General features: G+C 64.9%; 26 protein-coding genes. 12 read left to right on the forward strand and 14 right to left on the reverse strand.

What is annotated here, in order from left to right; all coding sequences use genetic code 11:
* Positions 1-44: 44 nt before the first annotated feature.
* The 3 genes from AB7M16_RS29105 to sseA all read left to right on the forward strand — a co-directional run bounded on the left by AB7M16_RS29105 (position 45) and on the right by sseA (position 2,732).
* Positions 45-1,220 carry a vWA domain-containing protein gene (locus tag AB7M16_RS29105; RefSeq protein WP_260383638.1) on the forward strand — a complete coding sequence of 392 codons (1,176 nt, stop codon included), beginning with the start codon at positions 45-47 and terminating at the stop codon, positions 1,218-1,220.
* Between the two features lie 126 nt (positions 1,221-1,346).
* Positions 1,347-1,760, forward strand: coding sequence for a rhodanese-like domain-containing protein (locus tag AB7M16_RS29110; protein WP_018641027.1), 414 nt, complete (start codon positions 1,347-1,349; stop codon positions 1,758-1,760).
* Positions 1,761-1,877: 117 nt separating this feature from the next.
* Positions 1,878-2,732, forward strand: coding sequence for a 3-mercaptopyruvate sulfurtransferase (sseA, locus tag AB7M16_RS29115; protein ID WP_453945881.1), 855 nt, complete (start codon positions 1,878-1,880; stop codon positions 2,730-2,732).
* 18 nt (positions 2,733-2,750) lie between these two features.
* Here the strand turns inward: sseA and AB7M16_RS29120 are convergent, their stop codons facing one another.
* Positions 2,751-3,503 (reverse strand): hypothetical protein, encoded by a 753-nt coding sequence (locus tag AB7M16_RS29120; protein WP_453945883.1) that lies wholly within the window; start codon positions 3,501-3,503, stop codon positions 2,751-2,753.
* Positions 3,504-3,870: 367 nt separating this feature from the next.
* Here AB7M16_RS29120 and AB7M16_RS29125 point away from each other — a divergent pair, with 367 nt between their 5' ends.
* Positions 3,871-5,067 carry a L,D-transpeptidase family protein gene (locus AB7M16_RS29125; protein WP_212254549.1) on the forward strand — a complete coding sequence of 399 codons (1,197 nt, stop codon included), beginning with the start codon at positions 3,871-3,873 and terminating at the stop codon, positions 5,065-5,067.
* Between the two features lie 56 nt (positions 5,068-5,123).
* On the opposite strand, the gene AB7M16_RS29130 is transcribed toward AB7M16_RS29125, so the two are convergent.
* Both AB7M16_RS29130 and AB7M16_RS29135 read right to left on the reverse strand, forming a co-directional pair.
* Complete coding sequence (locus tag AB7M16_RS29130; RefSeq protein ID WP_453945885.1) at positions 5,124-6,086, reverse strand: D-2-hydroxyacid dehydrogenase family protein; 963 nt, start codon at positions 6,084-6,086, stop codon at positions 5,124-5,126.
* Between the two features lie 130 nt (positions 6,087-6,216).
* Positions 6,217-6,432 carry a hypothetical protein gene (locus AB7M16_RS29135; protein ID WP_172786783.1) on the reverse strand — a complete coding sequence of 72 codons (216 nt, stop codon included), beginning with the start codon at positions 6,430-6,432 and terminating at the stop codon, positions 6,217-6,219.
* 235 nt (positions 6,433-6,667) lie between these two features.
* Between AB7M16_RS29135 and ettA the strand changes: the two genes are divergently transcribed.
* Both ettA and AB7M16_RS29145 read left to right on the forward strand, forming a co-directional pair.
* Positions 6,668-8,317, forward strand: a complete 1,650-nt coding sequence (gene ettA / locus AB7M16_RS29140) for an energy-dependent translational throttle protein EttA (RefSeq protein WP_172786782.1) — start codon at positions 6,668-6,670, stop codon at positions 8,315-8,317.
* 7 nt (positions 8,318-8,324) lie between these two features.
* Positions 8,325-9,551, forward strand: coding sequence for a lytic murein transglycosylase (locus tag AB7M16_RS29145; RefSeq protein WP_439364066.1), 1,227 nt, complete (start codon positions 8,325-8,327; stop codon positions 9,549-9,551).
* Between the two features lie 182 nt (positions 9,552-9,733).
* Here AB7M16_RS29145 and AB7M16_RS29150 read toward each other — a convergent pair whose 3' ends face one another.
* Together AB7M16_RS29150 and AB7M16_RS29155 are read right to left on the reverse strand one after the other, a co-directional pair.
* Positions 9,734-10,015: a hypothetical protein gene (locus AB7M16_RS29150; RefSeq protein WP_025034459.1), complete on the reverse strand. Its 282-nt coding sequence runs from the start codon at positions 10,013-10,015 to the stop codon at positions 9,734-9,736.
* 211 nt (positions 10,016-10,226) lie between these two features.
* Positions 10,227-10,547, reverse strand: a complete 321-nt coding sequence (locus AB7M16_RS29155; RefSeq protein ID WP_271499837.1) for a hypothetical protein — start codon at positions 10,545-10,547, stop codon at positions 10,227-10,229.
* Positions 10,548-10,675: 128 nt separating this feature from the next.
* Here AB7M16_RS29155 and AB7M16_RS29160 point away from each other — a divergent pair, with 128 nt between their 5' ends.
* From AB7M16_RS29160 to bfr, 3 genes are all read left to right on the forward strand, one after another.
* The gene (locus AB7M16_RS29160; protein WP_453945889.1) at positions 10,676-10,987 is read left to right on the forward strand and encodes a hypothetical protein; all 312 of its coding nucleotides are present in this window, start codon (positions 10,676-10,678) and stop codon (positions 10,985-10,987) included.
* A 160-nt stretch (positions 10,988-11,147) separates the two neighbouring features.
* On the forward strand, positions 11,148-11,420 hold the full coding sequence (locus AB7M16_RS29165; protein ID WP_453945890.1) for a (2Fe-2S)-binding protein: 273 nt from the start codon (positions 11,148-11,150) through the stop codon (positions 11,418-11,420).
* Positions 11,421-11,552: 132 nt separating this feature from the next.
* Positions 11,553-12,041, forward strand: coding sequence for a bacterioferritin (gene bfr / locus AB7M16_RS29170; RefSeq protein ID WP_172786776.1), 489 nt, complete (start codon positions 11,553-11,555; stop codon positions 12,039-12,041).
* Between the two features lie 123 nt (positions 12,042-12,164).
* Here the strand turns inward: bfr and AB7M16_RS29175 are convergent, their stop codons facing one another.
* The 4 genes from AB7M16_RS29175 to AB7M16_RS29190 all read right to left on the reverse strand — a co-directional run bounded on the left by AB7M16_RS29175 (position 12,165) and on the right by AB7M16_RS29190 (position 14,745).
* The gene (locus tag AB7M16_RS29175; RefSeq protein WP_453945893.1) at positions 12,165-12,767 is read right to left on the reverse strand and encodes an MSMEG_1061 family FMN-dependent PPOX-type flavoprotein; all 603 of its coding nucleotides are present in this window, start codon (positions 12,765-12,767) and stop codon (positions 12,165-12,167) included.
* Between the two features lie 76 nt (positions 12,768-12,843).
* Positions 12,844-13,197 carry a hypothetical protein gene (locus AB7M16_RS29180; protein ID WP_172786774.1) on the reverse strand — a complete coding sequence of 118 codons (354 nt, stop codon included), beginning with the start codon at positions 13,195-13,197 and terminating at the stop codon, positions 12,844-12,846.
* Between the two features lie 126 nt (positions 13,198-13,323).
* Positions 13,324-13,665, reverse strand: coding sequence for an MmcQ/YjbR family DNA-binding protein (locus AB7M16_RS29185; protein WP_453945895.1), 342 nt, complete (start codon positions 13,663-13,665; stop codon positions 13,324-13,326).
* 18 nt (positions 13,666-13,683) lie between these two features.
* On the reverse strand, positions 13,684-14,745 hold the full coding sequence (locus tag AB7M16_RS29190) for an alpha/beta fold hydrolase (RefSeq protein ID WP_453945897.1): 1,062 nt from the start codon (positions 14,743-14,745) through the stop codon (positions 13,684-13,686).
* A gap of 123 nt (positions 14,746-14,868) precedes the next feature.
* Here AB7M16_RS29190 and AB7M16_RS29195 point away from each other — a divergent pair, with 123 nt between their 5' ends.
* Positions 14,869-15,138, forward strand: a complete 270-nt coding sequence (locus AB7M16_RS29195; protein WP_172786771.1) for a DUF2277 domain-containing protein — start codon at positions 14,869-14,871, stop codon at positions 15,136-15,138.
* A gap of 93 nt (positions 15,139-15,231) precedes the next feature.
* Complete coding sequence (locus AB7M16_RS29200; protein WP_172786770.1) at positions 15,232-15,447, forward strand: hypothetical protein; 216 nt, start codon at positions 15,232-15,234, stop codon at positions 15,445-15,447.
* Positions 15,448-15,454: 7 nt separating this feature from the next.
* Here AB7M16_RS29200 and AB7M16_RS29205 read toward each other — a convergent pair whose 3' ends face one another.
* From AB7M16_RS29205 to AB7M16_RS29215, 3 genes are all read right to left on the reverse strand, one after another.
* A complete protein-coding gene (locus AB7M16_RS29205) occupies positions 15,455-15,952 on the reverse strand; it encodes a collagen-like protein (protein WP_212254557.1) in 498 nt (165 codons plus the stop codon).
* A 173-nt stretch (positions 15,953-16,125) separates the two neighbouring features.
* Positions 16,126-16,374: a helix-turn-helix domain-containing protein gene (locus AB7M16_RS29210; RefSeq protein ID WP_172786768.1), complete on the reverse strand. Its 249-nt coding sequence runs from the start codon at positions 16,372-16,374 to the stop codon at positions 16,126-16,128.
* Positions 16,375-16,547: 173 nt separating this feature from the next.
* Positions 16,548-17,315 carry an SDR family NAD(P)-dependent oxidoreductase gene (locus AB7M16_RS29215; RefSeq protein WP_453945900.1) on the reverse strand — a complete coding sequence of 256 codons (768 nt, stop codon included), beginning with the start codon at positions 17,313-17,315 and terminating at the stop codon, positions 16,548-16,550.
* Positions 17,316-17,416: 101 nt separating this feature from the next.
* Between AB7M16_RS29215 and AB7M16_RS29220 the strand changes: the two genes are divergently transcribed.
* Entirely contained in the window at positions 17,417-17,902 is a 486-nt protein-coding gene (locus AB7M16_RS29220) for a J domain-containing protein (RefSeq protein ID WP_172786766.1), read from the forward strand.
* Positions 17,903-17,993: 91 nt separating this feature from the next.
* On the opposite strand, the gene AB7M16_RS29225 is transcribed toward AB7M16_RS29220, so the two are convergent.
* Both AB7M16_RS29225 and AB7M16_RS29230 read right to left on the reverse strand, forming a co-directional pair.
* Positions 17,994-18,245, reverse strand: coding sequence for a hypothetical protein (locus AB7M16_RS29225; RefSeq protein ID WP_453945902.1), 252 nt, complete (start codon positions 18,243-18,245; stop codon positions 17,994-17,996).
* 242 nt (positions 18,246-18,487) lie between these two features.
* Positions 18,488-18,748 (reverse strand): hypothetical protein, encoded by a 261-nt coding sequence (locus tag AB7M16_RS29230; RefSeq protein WP_260382562.1) that lies wholly within the window; start codon positions 18,746-18,748, stop codon positions 18,488-18,490.
* Positions 18,749-18,784: the final 36 nt, after the last annotated feature.

Genomic DNA, 18,784 nt, shown 5'->3' on the forward strand with positions numbered 1-18,784 from the left:
TGCCGCCCCTTGACGTCGGCCACCCGACGGGCAATCTGTCACCCATGTTCCTGCAATTCTTCACCTCTCTGCGCGATGCGCAGGTCCCCGTGACGCTGCGCGAATACCTCACGCTGATGGAGGCGCTCGACGCCGACCTTGCCGACTACACGGTCGAGAACTTCTACTACCTGTCGCGCGCCTCGCTGGTGAAGGACGAGCGCAATCTCGACAAGTTCGACCGCGTCTTCGGCACTGTCTTCAAGGGGCTGGAAAGCCTGCTCGACGCCATGGACAAGGCGGAGATTCCCGAGGAGTGGCTGAAGAAGCTCGCCGAGAAATACCTCACAGAGGAAGAGAAGAAGCAGATCGAGGCCATGGGCTGGGACAAGCTCATGGAGACCCTGAAGAAGCGCCTCGAGGAGCAGAAGGGCCGCCACCAGGGCGGCTCGAAGTGGATCGGCACCGCCGGTACCTCGCCGTTCGGCGCCCACGGCTACAATCCCGAAGGCGTGCGTATCGGCCAGGAGAAGAACCGCAACAACCGCGCCGTGAAGGTGTGGGACAAGCGCGAGTTCAAGGATCTCGATGGCAACGTCGAGCTTGGCATCCGCAACATCAAGGTGGCGCTACGCCGCCTGCGCAAGTTCGCCCGCACCGGCGCGCCCGACGAGCTCGATCTCGACACCACCATCCGCGAGACCGCCAATCACGGCTATCTCGACGTGCACATGCGGCCCGAGCGGCGCAATGCGGTGAAGCTGCTGGTGTTCTTCGACATCGGCGGCTCCATGGACGCGCATATCGAGCAGGTCGAGGAGCTTTTCTCGGCGGCGAAGAGCGAGTTCAAGCACATGGAGTATTTCTACTTCCACAACTGCCTCTACGAGGGCGTGTGGAAGCAGAACAAGCGCCGCTTCACCGATCGCACGCCGACCTGGGACGTGCTGCACAAATACCCGCACGACTACAAGGTCGTGTTCGTCGGTGACGCCTCGATGTCGCCTTACGAGATCATGGTGCCCGGCGGCTCCGTCGAGCACGTCAACGAGGAGCCCGGCTCGGTCTGGCTCGACCGCATCATCCGCACCTATCCGCACACGGTGTGGCTGAACCCGGTGCAGCAGAAGCACTGGGACTATTCGGAATCCACCACCATCATCAAACGCATCTTCGCCAATCGGATGTATCCGATCACGATCGAGGGGCTGGAGAGTGCGATGAAGGAATTGACGCACTAGCTGTTGTCATTCCGGGGCGCGACGAAGTCGCGAGCCCGGAATCCATCGGGCCGCAGCACGCGTAGATCGATGGATTCCGGGCTCGCGCTACGCGCGCCCCGGAATGACAACAAGAGGGAGAACCATATGCCCCAGACCATCACCCGCGGCATCAAGGCGCTGATCGACGAGGCCAATGCCGAGATCGAGACGCTCACCGCCAAGGACGCGATCGAGATCTCCAAGAACGGCGACGTCGTCATCGTCGACATCCGCGATCCCCGCGAGATCGAGCGCGACGGCCGCATCCCGGGCGCGTTCGCCTGCACCCGCGGCATGCTCGAATTCTGGATCGACCCGCAGAGCCCCTACGCCAAGCCGATCTTCCAGGAGGACAAGAAGTTCGTCTTCCACTGCGCCGGCGGCCTGCGCTCCGCGCTCGCGGCCAAGACCGCGCAGGACATGGGCTTGAAGCCCGTCGCCCACATCGCCGGCGGCTACGCCGCCTGGCGCGATGCCGGCGGGCCGACGGAGCAGTGGGAGCCGAAGAAGAAGGGGTAACGTCATTCCGGGGCGCGCGAAGCGCGAGCCCGGAATCCATTCATCCACCGACTCTGCCGCGCGATGGATTCCGGGCTCGCGCTACGCGTGCCCCGGAATGACAGCAAGGAAAAGCCAATGACCGCCACCGACCCCCTCGTCTCCACCGAATGGCTCGCCACCCATATCGGCGATGCCAACGTCAAGATCCTCGACGCCAGCTTCAAGCTGCCAGGCGTGCTGCCGCTGCCGAAGGACGATTATCTCGCCGCGCATCTGCCGGGCGCCGTGTTCTTCGATGTCGATGCCGTGTCGGATCATTCCAACCCGTTGCCGCACATGTTTCCGAGCGCCGAGCAGTTCGGCCGCGACGTCGGCAATCTCGGCATCGGAAACAGCGACACCGTCGTGCTCTACGATGCCGGCGGCTGGGTCGCAGCGCCGCGTGCCTGGTGGATGTTCCTGTCCTACGGCCACAGCAACGTGCGCATCCTCAATGGCGGTTTGAAGAAGTGGCGCACCGAGGGACGCGCGACCGAGAGCGGCGAGGTCGAGCCGAAGCCGGCGACCTTCAAGGCGCGCTATGATGCAAACCGCGTGCGCAGCATGCAGCAGCTGATCGCCAACCTCGAAAGCCGCAAGGAGCAGGTGATCGACGCGCGCGCTGCCGATCGGTTCGAAGGCCGCGCGCCCGAGCCGCGGCCGGGCATCCGCTCCGGCCACATTCCCGGCGCCCGCAACGTGCCCTACAACCTGTTATTCGATGCCGCGACCGGCGAGATGAAGCCGCTCGAGGATCTCCGCGCCGCCTTCACCAATGCCGGCGTCAAGCTGGATGCGCCGATCGTGACGAGCTGCGGCTCCGGCGTCTCCGCCGGCGTGCTGACCCTCGCGCTCTACCGCCTCGGCATCACCGACACCGCGCTCTATGACGGCTCGTGGTCGGAATGGGGCCAGGCCGGCGGCCCGGCCATCGCGACCGGCCCGGCGTGAGATTGTCGGAGTGACGAGTCAGCGCGTACGTGCGGTCGTTGTTGTCGCGAAAGCCGGCTGCTGCTGACCGAACGGATCGAGTTGCTGCTGCAGCTGCTGAGGTGGCGGGCGCCGCACCACGCGCTGGCGCTTCTTGACCTTGGCCTTGCGCTTGGTGGCCTTGCTGTCCGGCTTGCTGCTCTCGGCCTTGGCCTTCGCCGGCGCGTCCGTCGCGGCCGGGGCAGCGTTCAGCGCAGCGAGCCTTGCCGAGGCGACATCGATCGCCGCGGCTGCGAGGGCAGGGTCAGCCGGCGCCGGCTCGCTGGCGGTTGCGGCAGGCTGGGCCTCGGGGATCGCGGCCGTGGTGTCGGCGGGGGTCAGCGTATCCGTGGAAGCCGGCGCGGCCGCCACGGTCGGCTCGGGCCTGGCTGGCTCGATGGCCGGCGCTTCGGCCTGGGGCGTGGCGCCCTCAGGCTGAACGTCGGTCTCGGTCGTGAGTACCGCAACCTGGTCGGGCTCGCTCAGGGGCAGAGCGATGGTCGGCACCTGGTCGCGGAGCGATGGCGTGGTCTCGGCGGGTAACTCCGGCTCGGCCCGCAGCACCGCGAGCAGCGGCTGGGCCGGCTCGGGCGCTTGCGCAAACACCTGCTCCTGCGGGCCGTTCCGCCACCCGGGGTTGCTGGCATATTGCTGATGGGTCGCCCGCAGAAGCGCGGCGGCCCCTAGGCCGAACACCAGGATGGAGGTTGACAGCAGGATCGCGGCAAACAGGAAGCGAAAGCCGGGAAGCATCGAGCGGTTGCGAATTTCCGCCCCGGCGGCGGAGTGGCCGGGGCCCAAGAGCCATCTGAACGCGGTGACGGTACTGCTTGCCGCGTTCGCCACGCGGGATCGAAGCTCAAAAAAGTGGCGAATCAGGCTGATTCGACCATATCGCAACGCTTCCGGATCGTTCCGTTAAAATCGCCGCCCAACATCGCGGCAAATGATGGCGCGATACGATTTCAGCCCCGTGATGCAACGGGGCAACGGTAGTCTTGCGGATCACAAAACGTCAAGTCCGGCGCAAATAAGCCTGATATGTCTTGAATGTGCCGCTATCTTCCGTCATCTGGCCGTTAACGGTCCGATCGGGCTTGGGGACTATACAAGAGCGATGATGATCAAACATTTTCTGACGATATGCGCTGCCGCAACAGTCGCTGCGGCGGGAACCTCGCTCGCTCAGGCTCAGAGCTATCCGGTCCAGCAGGTCCCGAGCTATGGCGCCCCGGCCGAATATCGGCCCGGTGACCGCGTACCGAATTTCGACGCGCTCGATGAAGACGACGACGCGATGCCGCATGCCTCGCTGCCGCCGCCCGGTCCGGCCGACGATCCGCGCTACGGCCGTCCGATGGGCGCGCCTCCGGTCTATTCGGCCGCCCCGCCGCAAGGCCCGGTGATGTCGCCTGATGATCCGCGTTACGGTCGCCCGGCTGGCGCCCCGCCGGTCTATTCGGCAGCGCCGCAGGGCCCCGTGATGTCGCCCGACGATCCCCGCTACGGCCGGCCCGCCGGTCCGCCGGCGGTGATCTACGCCGACCGTCCGCCTCAGCAGGCGCCCGCCAATGATGGTCTGCGTCCGCCCGAGGCTGTCGGCGGTCCCGCCGCGACCGGCACGGTCCAGGCCGGGCAGCCGCCCGTGGGCACGGATGGCCGCCCGGTGACCTTGGCCGCGCTGCCGCCCGAGGAGCAGCCCGATGCCGCGCCGGTGCAGCTGCCGCCGAACCTGCGCCGTCAGGAGGTCGCGTTCCAGACCAAGGAGCCGGCCGGCACGCTCGTGGTCGATACGCCCAACACCTACCTCTATTACGTGCTCGGAGGCGGCCGTGCGATCCGCTACGGCGTCCGTGTCGGCCGCGACGGCTTCACCTGGACCGGCGTGCAGAAGATCACCCGCAAGGCCGAGTGGCCGGATTGGCATCCGCCGACCGAGATGATCGAGCGTCAGCCCTATCTGCCGCGCTTCATGGCCGGCGGCCCCGGCAATCCGCTCGGCGCCCGCGCGATGTATCTCGGCTCGACCGTGTACCGCATTCACGGCACCAACCAGCCCTCGACCATCGGCAAGTTCGTCTCGTCGGGCTGCATCGGCATGCTGAACGAGGACGTCTCCGACCTGTTCGATCGCGTCAAGGTCGGCACCCGCGTTGTCGTGATGCCGGGCGGCCCGCCGCCGGGAACGGCGACGGCCTCCGCCGCGCCGACGCAGAGCGCGGCCGGGCCGGCTCCGATGTCCGCCCAGGCGGGCCCGGTGCCGGGGACGCAGCCCACCGTCGTGCCGCCGCTGCCCGCGCCGGTCACCGTGCGCTGAGCGCCTCAATTTCAATGAGATTGCGAAGGGCGTGCCGTCGGCACGCCCTTTTGATTTCAGGCCAGCCTGCGCGGCAGCTCGCCGCCCTTGGTGAAGGCGTCGATCGCCTCGACCATCTGGCCATAATGGATGCGCAGACCATCCGTGGTGGCGTAGCCCAGATGCGGCGTCAGCACGACATTGTCGAGCTTGCGGAAGGGATGGTCGACCGGCAGCGGCTCGACCGAGAACACGTCCAGGCCTGCACCCGCGATCTTGCGCTCCTGCAAGGCTTCCAGCAGCGCCTGCTCATCCACGATCGGCCCGCGCGCGGTGTTGACCAGGAAGGCCGTCGGCTTCATCCGCGCAAGATCCGCGCGGCTCACAAGCCCGCGCGAGCGCTCGCTCAAGACCACGTGGATGGTGACGATGTCGGCCTTGGTGAACAGCTCCTCCTTGGTGGCGTAGCCGACACCAACAGCCGCGCACTTCTCCGGCGTGAGGTTCGGGCTCCAGGCGATCGCGTTCATGCCGAACGCTTTCGCAATGCCCGCCATCTTGCTGCCGAGCTTGCCGAGCCCGACGATGCCGAGCGTCATGCCGTCGATCTCGACGCCGGCAAATGTCTGCCAGGATTCGCCCGCATGCATCCGCGCGTTCTCACGGCCGATGCCGCGGGTCAATTCCAGGATCAGGCCCATGGCGAGCGGCGCGGTCGGATCACGGGAATATTGCGTGCCCCCGATGGCGATGCCGCGCGCTTTCGCGGCCTCGATGTCGATCGCAGCGTTGCGCATGCCCGACGTCAGCAGCAGCTTCAGCTTCGGCAGGCGATCGAACAGGCTCTGGGGAAATGCCGTGCGCTCGCGCATCGCGCAGATGATCTCGAAGTCGGTGAGCGCACTGGCTGCGGCCTGCTCGGAGGCGAAGGGATGGCTGAACACGGTGACGTCGACGTGGTCTGACAGTTTCGGCCAGTCGGCGACGTCGAGGGCGAGGTTGAAATAGTCGTCGAGGATTGCGCAGCGCAGCCGGCTCATCAGCGATCATCCATGGCGAGAGGTGATGGCGCCGGGCGGGCGCCGTCGTCGGAACCTGGCCATGGTTGCGCGCAATCGCGCCAGCGCGCAAGCAGCCTGCGGCTTCAAAAGTCCGATAGGAGGTCGTCTCTCAGACGTCGCGGGGCTTCAAGCGGAACGGCGCATCCATGCCGTGCTTGGCGCGCCAGGCGGGGCCGGGGCCGCGCATGTAATGCAGTTCGGGCCGGTAGGGATTGAAGGCGGTGGCGAAGAAGCGCTTCCAGAAGGCCTTGATCTCCGAGGCGAACCCGAAAGTGCGCCCGGCTCCTGCCGGAACGGGAAGAGAATTGGTCTCGATCAGAGCCATGATGCGGCCTCGCTGTGCTCCCCATTCGTTCTGAGCGGGTGGCGCTGTTTCCGCGCGAAACCGAGCTTTGGCCTGCTTTATTAAAAAATGGTTTCAATTGTCCGGATGTGCGTCCGGATGGTGTCCGTCCCGTATTCATCCGTGGTGAACGGAGGGAAAACGTTGCCCTTTGAGGGCGGGATCGTTACATCGCTGGCGAAGCAAATTTCCTCAAATCGAAGGTTTCACGGGACCGATGGCGCGCCAGTTCATCTATTTCATGCAGGGCCTGACCAAGAGCTACCCGACCCGGAAGGTGCTCGATAACATCCATCTGAGCTTCTACCCGGACGCCAAGATCGGCGTGCTCGGCGTCAACGGCTCGGGTAAGTCGACGCTGCTCAAGATCATGGCCGGTCTCGACAAGGAATATACCGGCGAGGCCTGGGTCGCCGAGGGTGCCCGCGTCGGCTATCTGGAGCAGGAGCCGCAGCTCGATCCCAAGCTGACCGTGCGCGAGAACGTGATGCAAGGCGTCGCCAAGCAGAAGGCGATCCTCGACCGCTACAACGAGCTCGCGGTCAACTATTCGGACGAGACCGCCGATGAGATGACCAAGCTGCAGGACGAGATCGAGGCTCAGGGCCTGTGGGATCTCGACAGCAAGGTCGACCAGGCCATGGACGCGCTGCGCTGTCCGCCCGACGACGCCGACGTGACCAAGCTCTCAGGCGGTGAGCGTCGCCGCGTCGCGCTGTGCCGCCTGCTGCTCGACCAGCCCGAGCTCTTGCTGCTGGACGAGCCGACCAACCATCTCGACGCGGAATCCGTGTCGTGGCTGGAAGGGCACCTGCGCAACTATCCCGGCGCGATCCTGATCGTCACCCACGACCGCTACTTCCTCGACAACGTCACCGGCTGGATCCTCGAGCTCGATCGCGGCCGCGGCATCCCGTACGAAGGCAATTACTCGTCCTGGCTGGTGCAGAAGCAGAAGCGTCTGGAGCAGGAGGGACGCGAGGACGCCGCGCACCAGAAGACGCTCGCGCGCGAGCAGGAATGGGTGGCGTCTTCGCCCAAGGCACGCCAGGCCAAATCCAAGGCGCGCTACCAGCGTTATGAGGAACTGCTCAAGCAGGCCAGCGAGAAACAGACTCAGACCGCGCAGATCATCATCCCTGTCGCTGAGCGGCTCGGCGCCAACGTGGTCGACTTCGAAGGTCTCAGCAAAGGCTATGGCGATCGCCTGTTGATCGACGATCTCACCTTCAAGCTGCCGCCCGGCGGCATCGTCGGCGTGATCGGTGCCAACGGCGCCGGCAAGACCACGCTGTTCAAGATGATCACCAAGCAGGAACAGCCGGACAAGGGCTCGATCACGGTCGGCGAGACCGTGCATCTCGGCTACGTCGACCAGTCGCGCGACGCGCTCGACGGCAAGAAGACCGTGTGGGAGGAGATCTCCGGCGGCAACGAATTGATCCTGCTCGGCAAAAAGGAAGTCAATTCGCGCGGCTATTGCTCGTCGTTCAACTTCAAGGGCGCGGACCAGCAGAAGAAGGTCGGCGCGCTCTCGGGCGGTGAACGCAACCGCGTGCATCTGGCAAAAATGCTGAAGTCCGGCGCCAACGTCCTGCTGCTCGACGAGCCGACCAACGACCTCGACGTCGACACGCTGCGCGCGCTCGAAGAGGCGCTGGAGGACTTTGCCGGTTGCGCCGTCATCATCAGCCACGATCGCTGGTTCCTCGACCGCATCGCGACGCACATCCTCGCCTTCGAGGGCGAGAGCCATGTCGAATGGTTCGAAGGTAATTTCCAGGATTACGAGAAGGACAAGATGCGCCGGCTCGGCCAGGACAGCATCATCCCGCACCGCGTGAAGTACAAGAAGCTGACGCGGTGATGGCGGCATGATGCGGCGGGCGCTCATCGCTGCGGTGATCGTCATCACCTGCGGCTGGTCGTCCGCCCGCGCCGCTGACGCCGCCTTCACGCAGTTCATCGCCTCGCTGTGGCCGGAAGCCCAGCAGGCCGGCGTCTCGCGCGCAACGTTCGACGCGCAGACGCGCGGGCTGGAGCCCGATTACAAGCTGCCCGATCTGCTCTTGCCGGGACGGCCGGCGACCGGCGCGCCGTCGCAGGCCGAGTTCGTGCAGGTGCCGGCGGACTACGTCAAGGAAGCTTCGATTGCGCGGCTGGCCGGCGAGGGCCAACGGCTGCTGCAGAAATATCGCGCGGCGCTGACCGAGATCGAGAAGAGCTCCGGCGTGCCGGCAACAATGATGCTTGCGATCTGGGGCCGCGAGACCGATTACGGCCGCTACACGCTGCCCTATGATCTGGTTCGCGTGCTGGCGACGCAGGCCTATGTCGGCCGGCGCAAGGATCAGTATCGCAACGAGTTCATCCTCGCGCTGAAGATCCTCGGCGAAGGCGTGGTGACGCGCAAGGACATGCGCTCGTCCTGGGCGGGTGCTACCGGGCTCACGCAATTCCTGCCGTCCGAATATTACAAGCATGGCGTCGATTTCGACGGCGATGGCCGCATCGACATCTGGCACTCCGTGCCGGATGCGCTGGCCTCGGCCGCGCAGCAGCTCGTCAACAAGGGCTGGCAGAGCGGCCTGCGTTGGGCCTACGAGGTGCAGGCCCCGGCCAAGGTCGATTGCACGACGGGCGTGCCGGAGGTAACCAAGCCGATCGCCCAATGGCTGCGCGAGGGTTTTGTCCCGGTGCGCGGCCAAAAGCTCAGCGCGGCCGAGCAGGCGCAGCCGGCCTCGCTGCTCCAGCCCGAAGGCATCTACGGGCCGTCGTTCCTGACCACGAAGAACTACTTCGTCATCAAGGAATACAATTTCTCCGATCTTTACGTGCTGTTCGTCGGCCATCTCAGCGACCGCATGACGAGCCCGCTGCCCTTCGCAACGCCCTGGTCGGCTTCGAAGCAGTTGCGCACCAAGGACGTCGAGACCATGCAGCGCGGGCTGACGCGCATCGGGCTCTACAAGGACAAGATCGACGGCAAGGCCGGCATGCAGACGCGCGCCGCGCTCGGCGCCTATCAGAAGTCGGCGGGACTCAAAGTCGATTGCTGGCCGAGTGAAGAGGTGCTGCGTTCGATCCAGGCGGCGCGGTAGAGCATGATCCGGAAAAGTGTGAAGCGTTTTTTCCGAAAAGATCATGCTCAAACAAAGACCTAAAGCGCGATGACGATTCGTCCAAAATCTCATCGCGCTTTAGTGTCTCACCAAAGAAAAAGCCCGGCCGAGGTGCTCGGCCGGGCTTCGATCGCCGCGCTCATGAGCGCGTTGCGATCAGATCAGTAGCAGACGCGAACCGGGCGGCTGACCCAGCCGTAGCCGTCCCAATAGCGCTCGCGGCGCCAGTAGCAGGGCGCGGGCGGCGGGGGCTCGGCGATGTAAACGGGGCCGCCATAGGCGGGACGGCTCGACGCGATCGCGCCGCCGACAATGGCGCCGCCGATCAGGCCGGCCGCGATGCCGGCGCCGACGTTGTCACCGGCTTTGGCGGACGGAGCGGCGGTCACCAGCGAACCGGCGACCGTCGCGACCGTGAGGGCGGCAACTAAAGTCTTGTTCATGCTCTTGGCTCTCCTGGGAGATGGGTTCCTCCTGTTAGAGGCGCCCGGGTTTCAAAGGTTCACGCACACTCTGATGGAATTGGCCTTGCAGCTAGGAAGCGCGCAAATGGTCAATCCACAGTAAACGCACACGGACCTGTGACGAGAAAAAGCGGTCTTTTTCAGGCCCCGAGATGAACGGCAACTCCGTAGTCAACCGGCTTGGCGTGCCTCAGCCGCAGACTCGGACGCGACGGACCCGCCAGGCATAGCCATCCCAGAAGCGCTGCTTCTGCCAGACGCAGCCGCCGTAATAGTCGTCGGCCACATAGCCTGGACCAGGGGCGTAGTAGCGCGGCGGGTAGTAGCCCGGCTGATAGTAGCCATAGCCGGGTCCGTAATAATACGGAGAAGCCAATGCACCGCCGACAATGGCGCCGCCGATGATCCCGGCTGCCACGCCTGCGGCGACGCCGCGCTGGGCATGGGCAGGGGATCCGGCCGTCAGGGCCAGGGTGGCGACGGCAGCGACCGCCAGGAGCGACTTCTTCATTGCTTGACCTTTCAGACCAACACACGGGAACCTTTGGGCCGCAAGGTTCCATATTTCGCTGAAATGATCAATGAACGGCACCTTTGCCGGAGACGACCAACTAATATGGGCCCCACTGGGAGACGATGATGGGCAACGCGATGGTCAATGCCTTGATTGCGGCCGGGATCGTTTTCGCGATCGGCTACGGCTGGATCGCACATCTCCAGAACCGCGCACGGCGCTCCCGCGCCACCGCAGGCAGCGACCGCGGGAGTGGCGGCAGGGACAGCAGCTATTCCGGGACGAGTGACGGCTTCTCGCTGGGAAGCTGGTTCTCCGGCGGCAGTTCGGGGAGCTCGAGCGACGGCGGCAGCTGTTCGAGCAGCGATAGCGGCAGCAGCAGCGGCGGCGACTGCGGAGGCGGTGGCGACGGTGGAGGAGGCGGTGGCGGCGACTAGTCCGGCCCAATCTTGATCCAGCGCAACAGCTTATTTTAGAGCCGTTCTAGGCTTTGATCAGGCCAGTTTGGAATAGCTTCAAATACCGGTTTTTCCTTTTGCATCCGGCCGGCCTGTTAAATATCGATGATGGCGCATCACCGAAGGGCCTGCCGCTTCCATGATCGTTTGTTCCTGTAACGTGCTGAGCGATGACGATATCCGCGCCGCCGTCGCCGAGTCCGACGATGCCCTGCGCCATGCCAAACAGGTCTATGGGTGTCTCGGCTGTAGCGCCGAATGCGGCCGCTGCGCGCGGACGATCAAGACCATCATCGACGAAGCGCTTGGGCCCTGCGCGCAGTCCTGCTGCGCCGGCTGTCCGCATAGCCACACTGTGGCCGCCAACGACGAGACCGCCGAGCCCGCCGAGTTCGCGCTCGCGGCCTGCTGAAAACTTCCGCACCCCCGGCTGAGCTTTTCCTCGGCTGCGTTCCCGCAGCCGGTTGCCCTCGTTCGCAAAGTGATTTAGAAGCGTTCTAAACTCGGTTAGGGCCGATTTGGATTGCAAGAGCTGGAGTGAACCATGCAGGGCGACGCAAAGGTCATCGAATATCTCAACAAGGCGCTGCGTCATGAGCTGACTGCGATCAATCAGTACTGGCTGCATTACCGCTTCCTCGACAATTGGGGCCTGCTGGACATGGCCAAGGTCTGGCGCAAGGAGTCCATCGAGGAGATGGAGCACGCCGACAAGCTCACCGAGCGTATCCTGTTCTTCGACGGCTTTCCGAACATGCAGGTGCTCGACCCCCTGCGCATCGGCCAGAACGTCAAGGAGATCATCGAGTGCGATCTCGCCGCCGAGATGAGCGCGCGGGCGCTCTATCAGGAAGCGGCGACCTACTGCCACAGCGTCAAGGACTATGTCACACGCGACCTGTTCGAGAAGCTGATGAGCGACGAGGAGCATCACATCGACTTCCTCGAAACCCAGCTCGATTTGATCGGCCGCATCGGCCTCGAACTCTACACCCAGAAGCATGTCGGCGGGCTGGAAGGCGACGGGCATTAAGCGCTAATGCCGCGACAGACGCCGTCGCGACACACTCCCATGTGGTCCCCGCGAAAGCGGGGACCCATAACCCCAGGGAGGAGTGTGGCGCGAGGCTGGGACGACGCTGTGATGTCGTGCGGCCTACAGCTGCGTCTTGTAGAGCTCTTCCACGGCCTCCTGGCTCGCGGGCTCGCCGAGGCCGGTCTGCTCGTGAACGACCGTGACGATGCTCGGCATCACCGAGCGCGGCACCTTCTCCGACGACCACAGCTTCGAGCGCATCAGCGCCTTGCCGCAATGGAAATAGACCTCGCTGACCGCGATATTCAGCACCGCGCGCGGCAGCTTGCCGAATTCCTCCATCGCGGCGAGCAGATCCGGGTCGGCCGACAGCGTGCCGCGTCCGCCGACGCGCAGCGTCTCGTCGATGCCCGGCACGAAGAACAGCAAATGCACGAAGCCTGAGCCTTCGACCACGTTGCGGAAACTGTCGATGCGGTTGTTGCCGGAGCGGTCGGGCATCAGCAGCTGGTTGGGGCCGGCGACGCGGACGAAGCCGATGCCGCCGCCGCGCGGCGAAGCGTCGACGCTGCCGTCCGCTCCCGATGTCGCGAGCACGCAGAACGGCGACATCTCGATGAATTTCTTCGCATGCGCGTCGATCGCAGGCCGTGCCTTCGCGATCACGCGCGGGCTCGGCTTGGCATAGATGGTGGCGAGGTCTTCGGCGCTAAGATCGGTCAAGCGTGCCTCCGCTTCAAGCTTGGCGCCAAGCTACCCGATCGGGCCATCTCCAGCCAATGGAATTCATCAAGACGCGCTACACCGCATCCGCCGGCACGAAGCAGCTGATGATGATGGCGCCGCGGTGGTGGACGTACCACACCACGGCCTGGCCGACCGGATTGCCCTGGTCGCGGATGATGGCGCGTTCGGGCACCTCCATCCATTGTCCCTCGATCGGCACCCAATAGCTGCCCGCGCGCACGTCGTAGTCGGTGCGATGGCCGTCGGAGATGTCGCAGCAGGGCACGCCGTTCGGCGCGATCACGCTCTTGAACCAGGCGCGGATGTCGGGCGGGACGTGATCGTATTGCCCGTTGTCGAACGCGAACGCAGCGCTCGTCAGCGCCGTCATCGCGATCAGCCAAACGCACAGTGCGAGCCTTCGCATGCGATCCTCCGCCGCATTCCGATTCGTATCGTTGATGCGATTAAGCCCGAGCTGTCAGCGCATTGCATGCTCAAATAATATGCGCGCGAGAGGCGCGGCGCATGATGCGTTGCGGCATGATTTTCGCTATGGCGTCTCGATCGAGGCGAGCAGCAATTTTGGCGCGACATTGCGCCAGGCCATATCGAGCGCGCTTCGCAGCGTCACCTGATCGACCTTCGCCAGCTTCACATTCGTGCTGCCGTTCTTGCCCCAGGCGCCGGGCACGGGGCGAAACATCGCCGGCTCCGCATCGATGAGCATGGCCTGCTGGTCCGGCGTCAGCTTCACCATACCCCATGTGTCATCGGGATAGCCCATCGTCGCGAACACGCGCTTGCCGACGCGGAAGTCGGCATGGCCGTGATGCGCGCCCTCGATGACACCGGGAAGCGCGAGTGCAGTCTTACGAAAGCGGGCTTTCGACATATCGTCTGGCTGCTGCACCTACATCGTCCGCTGCGGCGCGGTCTGTAGCAATTGCCTGACCTGCTCGCTGTAGAACTTTGCATTGCCGGTGGTGCCGTGGCCGCGCGTCTCGGCGCTCGCCGGGATCAAATGGAAGCGGCCGTGCTTGACCCGCTTCATGGCAGCGTCCGTGAGGCCGGTCTCGGGCGGGTTGCGCTCGTCGTCGGCGGAATTGATCAGCAGCAACGCGGCCTCGATGGCCTCCAGCTTCTCGCCGGCATTGTAGTCGTGCGAGGACTCCCATTGATAGACGAAGTCGTTGGCGTCCGCCGTGATCGGCGTCGCGAGCCGGTCATCGACGATCTTGTCGGCCTTCGCCGCGGTCGGCGCCTGCGATTGATAGGCGAGCGTCCCGCCGATGCTGGCAATGCCGTAGGCGGTGATGGCATATTTCATCATGCGCGGTTGGCCGGTGTAATTGCCGCCATTGTAGTCGGGATCGTTGCGGATAGTGTCGAGCATGATCCGCCGCATCATCCAGTTGCGCGATGCCATCTCGGTCGGCTGCGAGGCCATCGGGATCAGCGCGTCCATCGCCTTCGGATATTTCTCGCCCCACAGCCAGGTGTGCATGCCGCCCATCGAATTGCCGATCACGAGCCGCAAATGCTTGACCCCGAGGCCTTCCGTCACCAGGCGATATTGCGCCTCGACCATGTCCTCGTAATTGTATTTCGGAAAGCTCGTCTTCATGCCGTCGGAGGGCTTCGACGATTTGCCGTGGCCGACATTGTCGGGAATGATGATGTAATATTTGGTGGCGTCGAGCGGCTGCCCAGGGCCGAACAGCTCGCCGGCAAAGGAAGGCGTCAACATGCTCGCGCCCGACCCGCCTGTGCCGTGCAGCACCAGCACGGGCTGGCCCGAGGGTTCGCCGACCGTGGTGTAGTGCAGCTTCAGTTCCGGCATGGTCTCGCCGGTGTGGAACTTGAAATCCCGGGCGATCCAGTCGCCCTGCTTCGGGGGCGGATAGTCGGCTGCCCATCCTGACGTCGAGATCGATAGCAGGATGGTCGACAGCGCGACGCAAGAAGCTCTCATGTTCCTCTCCCCGTGCGGCTCGTGTCCGGCGGCCGCTTTGCGGCGGAACCTAGCACAAATGCGGGAACGATGTAGGATTTCCCCTCCGCCAACCGTCCTCGAGGAAATATCCGGAGAAAGTGCATGTGCCGCAATATCAAGACGCTGTTCAACTTCGAGCCCCCGGCGACCGAGGATGAGATCCACGCCAGCGCGCTGCAATTCGTGCGAAAGCTGTCGGGTTTCAACAGGCCGTCTCAGGCCAACGAGGCGGCGTTCGAGCGTGCGGTGGCCGAGGTCTCCGAGGCCGCGCGAAAACTCCTGACTTCACTGCATACCCATGCGCCGGCGCGCGACCGCGAGGTTGAGGCGGAAAAGGCCAAAGAGCGCTCGCGGCTGCGCTTCGGTACGTGAGCTCAGGCAGCGTGGTCCGTGATCTGCCTCACGGTATCTGCTGCCTCGGCTTGCGAAGGTGGCGGCCGGGGTTTTGATCGCCCGGAGCACGACATGAGCCGCCCCCTTCTTCCCTTGAAAGCAGGTGCCATCGTCTTCACGCTGCTGTGGACCGCGTGGATGATGTGGTGGAGCGGCTCGTTCTCCAGCGCGAATGTGGTCATCCTCGCCCTGTGCGGCGCGGCGGTCGGCTATCTCTGGTATCGCGCCATGCGCTGGCAGTTCGAGCGCATGGGCATGCTGCCGCGGCGCGAGGATCAGCCCAAATAGACTGGGGCTAACTCTTCTGGCCCTGCTTCTTCTTCTTCTTTTTCTTCTTGTGATCGTCGCCGTCGTCGCCCTCGTCGTCGACGATTGCCTCGTCGGTCTCCTGGACGGCGGCTTCGAGCGCTTCGCGCTCAGCGGCTTCGCGCTCGCGTTGGCGGCGGCGCTCGTCCCAGGCGTCGAAGAGCTGGTCGAGCCACGGCAGCACCTGCTCGATCGAGGGCAATTGGCCGGGCGGACCCGGCTCGCCGCGCGGGCCTTGCGGCCCCGCCGGCCCCTGCGGTCCGACAGGTCCCAGCGCGCCGGCTGGCCCACGCGGACCGGCTTCGCCCTGCTTTCCTTGCGGTCCGGCCTTTCCGACCGGGCCCGGCTTGCCCTGCGGCCCGGGCTTGCCGCGCGCGCCGTCGGGGCCGCGCCGGCCCGGATGACCTTGTGGCCCCGGTCGTCCCGGCTCGCCTTGCCGCCCACGAGGACCCTGAGGCCCCGGCCGTCGTCCCTGGTCGTCTGCCACGCCATTGCTCCCTTCACCCGAAGCAAGCTACTTAGCGGCGTTTGACGACAGCAGCAATTCTGCCCGCGCATCGTGCCCGGCTTGATCAACATCAATCCAACGGAGCAACCAGCCGTGTCATCGATCGCGCGCGGCTGCGCAGCGCGTCGTCGCGGGTGGACTAAAGTCGCGCGCTAGTCCTGATGGGCAGGCACGTCGATGCCAGAGGCGGCATAGAGCTTGATCTTGTTGCGCAGCGTGCGCACCGAAAGGCCGAGCACGCGCGAGGCCCGCGTGCGGTTGCCGTCGCAGCGCGCCAGCGTCTGCAGCACGAGCTCACGCTCGACCTCGTCGACGGTGGCGCCGATCAGAAGCGGAACGATCTGGTTCGGGGCAAAGAATTGTGCGTCCGGCTCGGACGCGGCGACATGAACAGTGGTCATCAACACACCTCCCGATCAACGCCCGCTTCCATCGTCGGAAGCGGATCGAGAACCAACGACCCCCAAGCCGTGAATCTACGGTGGTCTGGTTTGGTTAATGAAGGGTTAATCGGGGGTGGCCGCGCCGAATTGATCTTGAGAATGCCCAGATGCGGCCGCGATTGACGAGCCTCTCACACCGTTCGGTAGCCGCCGTCCACCATCACGATGCTGCCGGTGACAAAGGCCGACAGATCGGAGGCGAGGAACACCGCAGGCCCCACGATGTCCTCGGGCTTGCCGGTGCGCGCCAGCGGGGTGTGATCGACGAAGGCCTGCACCAGCGCCGGATTTGTCGCACGCACATGGACGTTGATGTTGGTCTCGATGAAGCCGGGCCCGATCGCGTTGACGCGCACGCCGTCCTTGCCGAGCTCGACCGCGAGCGCCTTGGTGAAGCCGAGCACGCCGTGCTTCGAGGTGGTGTAGGCCGCCGAGCTCGGCGTGCGCAGATGCACGAAGGACTGGATCGAGCCGATATTGACGATGCGGCCTTTGCTCGCGCGCAAGGGCGCGAGGAATGCCTGCGTCATGTTGAAGACGCCGTTGAGGTTGAGCGAGATGATGTCGTTCCAGTCCTTCGCCACCGTCTCGGTCTCCGCGGTGAAGGCGTTGCGGCGGGTGATGCCGGCATTGTTGACGAGGATCGAGACCTGCCCGACCCTGTCCGCGACTTGCTTCGCCAGCGCAAAGCAATCCTCGCGCCTGGTCACGTCGAGCGCAAAGCTCTCGGCCTTGCCGCCCGATGTTCGGATCTCCTGCGCCGCCTCCGCCACCGTCTCGGCGTTGACGTCGAGCAGCACGATTTGCGCGCCCTCCCGCGCATAGCCGGCGGCGATCGCCCGGCCGATTCCGGAACCGGCGCCGGTGACGACGGCAATGTGGTTCGCGAGCAACGCCATGGCATATTCCTCCCGTTTTCGTTTCGAAAAGCTAACTCGAAATTAAGGGGTCGGAAACGGCGGCCTTGGCATACTGATCTTGATTGCTAAACGTTGCGCGCATGATGGAACGGCTCGACTCCTGGAAACTCGCTCTGGAACGCCTGCGGTCGGCGCAATCGCCGGATTGGGCCGAGGCCGGCCGGCTGGTGGCCGAGATCGCGCGGATGAGCGGCGACGTCACGCTGCGCCAGGCCGCCGAGCAGGCGCTGCCGGTGCTGCGCCAGGCCGTCGACAATGACGATCACAGCGTGACGCTGGCGGCCCAGCGTCGTCTCGGTGTGGTGCTCGAGGTCGTGCACGATCTGACCGCACCGCGCTTCGGCCGCCGCAACGCCGCGCCGAAGAAGCTCTCCAGCGAGGATCGCGCCCGCAAGGTGCTCGGCCTGCCGCTCGCGGTGCAGCTCACCTGCGAGGACATCAACCAGGCCTATCGCCGCGCCGCCAAGGGCCTGCATCCCGACCAGGGCGGCAGCGCCGAAGCCTTCATCGACCTCGCCGCCGCGCGCGACATCCTGATCCATCCCGGCGCGCACAAGGACGCGTAAGGGCGCCACGGCTCGCGTTCACGCGGGCACAAAAACAACCGGGCAAGGACGTTGGCGTCCTTGCCCGGCTCTTCGTCCGCCGATCGAAACTTTACCAGGTGCAGCTACCGCTCTTGAGCGCGGCGTCCTTCGCCGCGAGGGCGTCGAGGAAGGTCGGCATGCTCGCGCTGGCGCGGTGGTAGCCGGCCGGCCACGGCGTGGTCGGGATGCTCTCGTCCCAGATCTGGCAGAAGCCGGTGTCCTGCCAACGGATCAGATGATAGCTGGCTTCGGCCGGGCTCGCGGCGACGAACGCAGTGACGGCAAGACCGGCGGCAGCGCACAGCATGGAAATACGACGCATGATCAGCTCCTCAAATGAATGATGTGATGCGCCTCCCGACAATGACGGGGAGGGGTGGTGCGGGACGCGCTTGGCATGCGCCCCGGACAAGATGTGAGTAGTTCCACCGGCCGCCGAGGTTCAAACAATGTGCGCTGGACCTGCGCGATTTCGGCCGGGGGAAACGCTTCAGGCCAGCGCAAAGAAAAAGGGCGGATCGCCCGCGCGACCCGCCCTTCGAATGCGATCTCTTGCCGTAGAGCTCAGAGCGTGCACTTCCGCTCGGTGCGCATCTTGATCTGCAGATCCGAGGCCAGCTGGAAGGTCGGGAGCGGCTTGCTGACGACCTTGTAGGTCGAGACCCCGAACTGGAACGGCTTGTACTGCAGGTCCTCGTTCCAGACCTGGCAGATGCCGGTGTTGTCCCAGCGGATCACGTAATAGCCGACCTTCGCTGAGGCCGGCACGGCGAACACGGAAGAGGCGATGCCGGCAACGGCACAAAGCGCGAGAAGGCGACGCATGAAGTATCTCCTTGTGGGACATGGGACCGAAAAAAT

The sequence above is a fragment of the Bradyrhizobium sp. USDA 372 genome, assembly GCF_053629095.1.

What these genes read in the sequence shown, in the direction of transcription:
- AB7M16_RS29105 (WP_260383638.1), top strand. Translation starts at nt 45, where the DNA reads ATGTTCCTGCAATTCTTCACCTCTCTGCGCGATGCGCAGGTCCCCGTG.
- AB7M16_RS29110 (WP_018641027.1), top strand. Translation starts at nt 1,347, where the DNA reads ATGCCCCAGACCATCACCCGCGGCATCAAGGCGCTGATCGACGAGGCC.
- sseA (WP_453945881.1), top strand. Translation starts at nt 1,878, where the DNA reads ATGACCGCCACCGACCCCCTCGTCTCCACCGAATGGCTCGCCACCCAT.
- AB7M16_RS29120 (WP_453945883.1), bottom strand. Translation starts at nt 3,503, where the DNA reads ATGCTTCCCGGCTTTCGCTTCCTGTTTGCCGCGATCCTGCTGTCAACC.
- AB7M16_RS29125 (WP_212254549.1), top strand. Translation starts at nt 3,871, where the DNA reads ATGATCAAACATTTTCTGACGATATGCGCTGCCGCAACAGTCGCTGCG.
- AB7M16_RS29130 (WP_453945885.1), bottom strand. Translation starts at nt 6,086, where the DNA reads ATGAGCCGGCTGCGCTGCGCAATCCTCGACGACTATTTCAACCTCGCC.
- AB7M16_RS29135 (WP_172786783.1), bottom strand. Translation starts at nt 6,432, where the DNA reads ATGGCTCTGATCGAGACCAATTCTCTTCCCGTTCCGGCAGGAGCCGGG.
- ettA (WP_172786782.1), top strand. Translation starts at nt 6,668, where the DNA reads ATGGCGCGCCAGTTCATCTATTTCATGCAGGGCCTGACCAAGAGCTAC.
- AB7M16_RS29145 (WP_439364066.1), top strand. Translation starts at nt 8,325, where the DNA reads ATGATGCGGCGGGCGCTCATCGCTGCGGTGATCGTCATCACCTGCGGC.
- AB7M16_RS29150 (WP_025034459.1), bottom strand. Translation starts at nt 10,015, where the DNA reads ATGAACAAGACTTTAGTTGCCGCCCTCACGGTCGCGACGGTCGCCGGT.
- AB7M16_RS29155 (WP_271499837.1), bottom strand. Translation starts at nt 10,547, where the DNA reads ATGAAGAAGTCGCTCCTGGCGGTCGCTGCCGTCGCCACCCTGGCCCTG.
- AB7M16_RS29160 (WP_453945889.1), top strand. Translation starts at nt 10,676, where the DNA reads ATGGGCAACGCGATGGTCAATGCCTTGATTGCGGCCGGGATCGTTTTC.
- AB7M16_RS29165 (WP_453945890.1), top strand. Translation starts at nt 11,148, where the DNA reads ATGATCGTTTGTTCCTGTAACGTGCTGAGCGATGACGATATCCGCGCC.
- bfr (WP_172786776.1), top strand. Translation starts at nt 11,553, where the DNA reads ATGCAGGGCGACGCAAAGGTCATCGAATATCTCAACAAGGCGCTGCGT.
- AB7M16_RS29180 (WP_172786774.1), bottom strand. Translation starts at nt 13,197, where the DNA reads ATGCGAAGGCTCGCACTGTGCGTTTGGCTGATCGCGATGACGGCGCTG.
- AB7M16_RS29185 (WP_453945895.1), bottom strand. Translation starts at nt 13,665, where the DNA reads ATGTCGAAAGCCCGCTTTCGTAAGACTGCACTCGCGCTTCCCGGTGTC.
- AB7M16_RS29190 (WP_453945897.1), bottom strand. Translation starts at nt 14,745, where the DNA reads ATGAGAGCTTCTTGCGTCGCGCTGTCGACCATCCTGCTATCGATCTCG.
- AB7M16_RS29195 (WP_172786771.1), top strand. Translation starts at nt 14,869, where the DNA reads ATGTGCCGCAATATCAAGACGCTGTTCAACTTCGAGCCCCCGGCGACC.
- AB7M16_RS29200 (WP_172786770.1), top strand. Translation starts at nt 15,232, where the DNA reads ATGAGCCGCCCCCTTCTTCCCTTGAAAGCAGGTGCCATCGTCTTCACG.
- AB7M16_RS29210 (WP_172786768.1), bottom strand. Translation starts at nt 16,374, where the DNA reads ATGACCACTGTTCATGTCGCCGCGTCCGAGCCGGACGCACAATTCTTT.
- AB7M16_RS29215 (WP_453945900.1), bottom strand. Translation starts at nt 17,315, where the DNA reads ATGGCGTTGCTCGCGAACCACATTGCCGTCGTCACCGGCGCCGGTTCC.
- AB7M16_RS29220 (WP_172786766.1), top strand. Translation starts at nt 17,417, where the DNA reads ATGATGGAACGGCTCGACTCCTGGAAACTCGCTCTGGAACGCCTGCGG.
- AB7M16_RS29225 (WP_453945902.1), bottom strand. Translation starts at nt 18,245, where the DNA reads ATGCGTCGTATTTCCATGCTGTGCGCTGCCGCCGGTCTTGCCGTCACT.
- AB7M16_RS29230 (WP_260382562.1), bottom strand. Translation starts at nt 18,748, where the DNA reads ATGCGTCGCCTTCTCGCGCTTTGTGCCGTTGCCGGCATCGCCTCTTCC.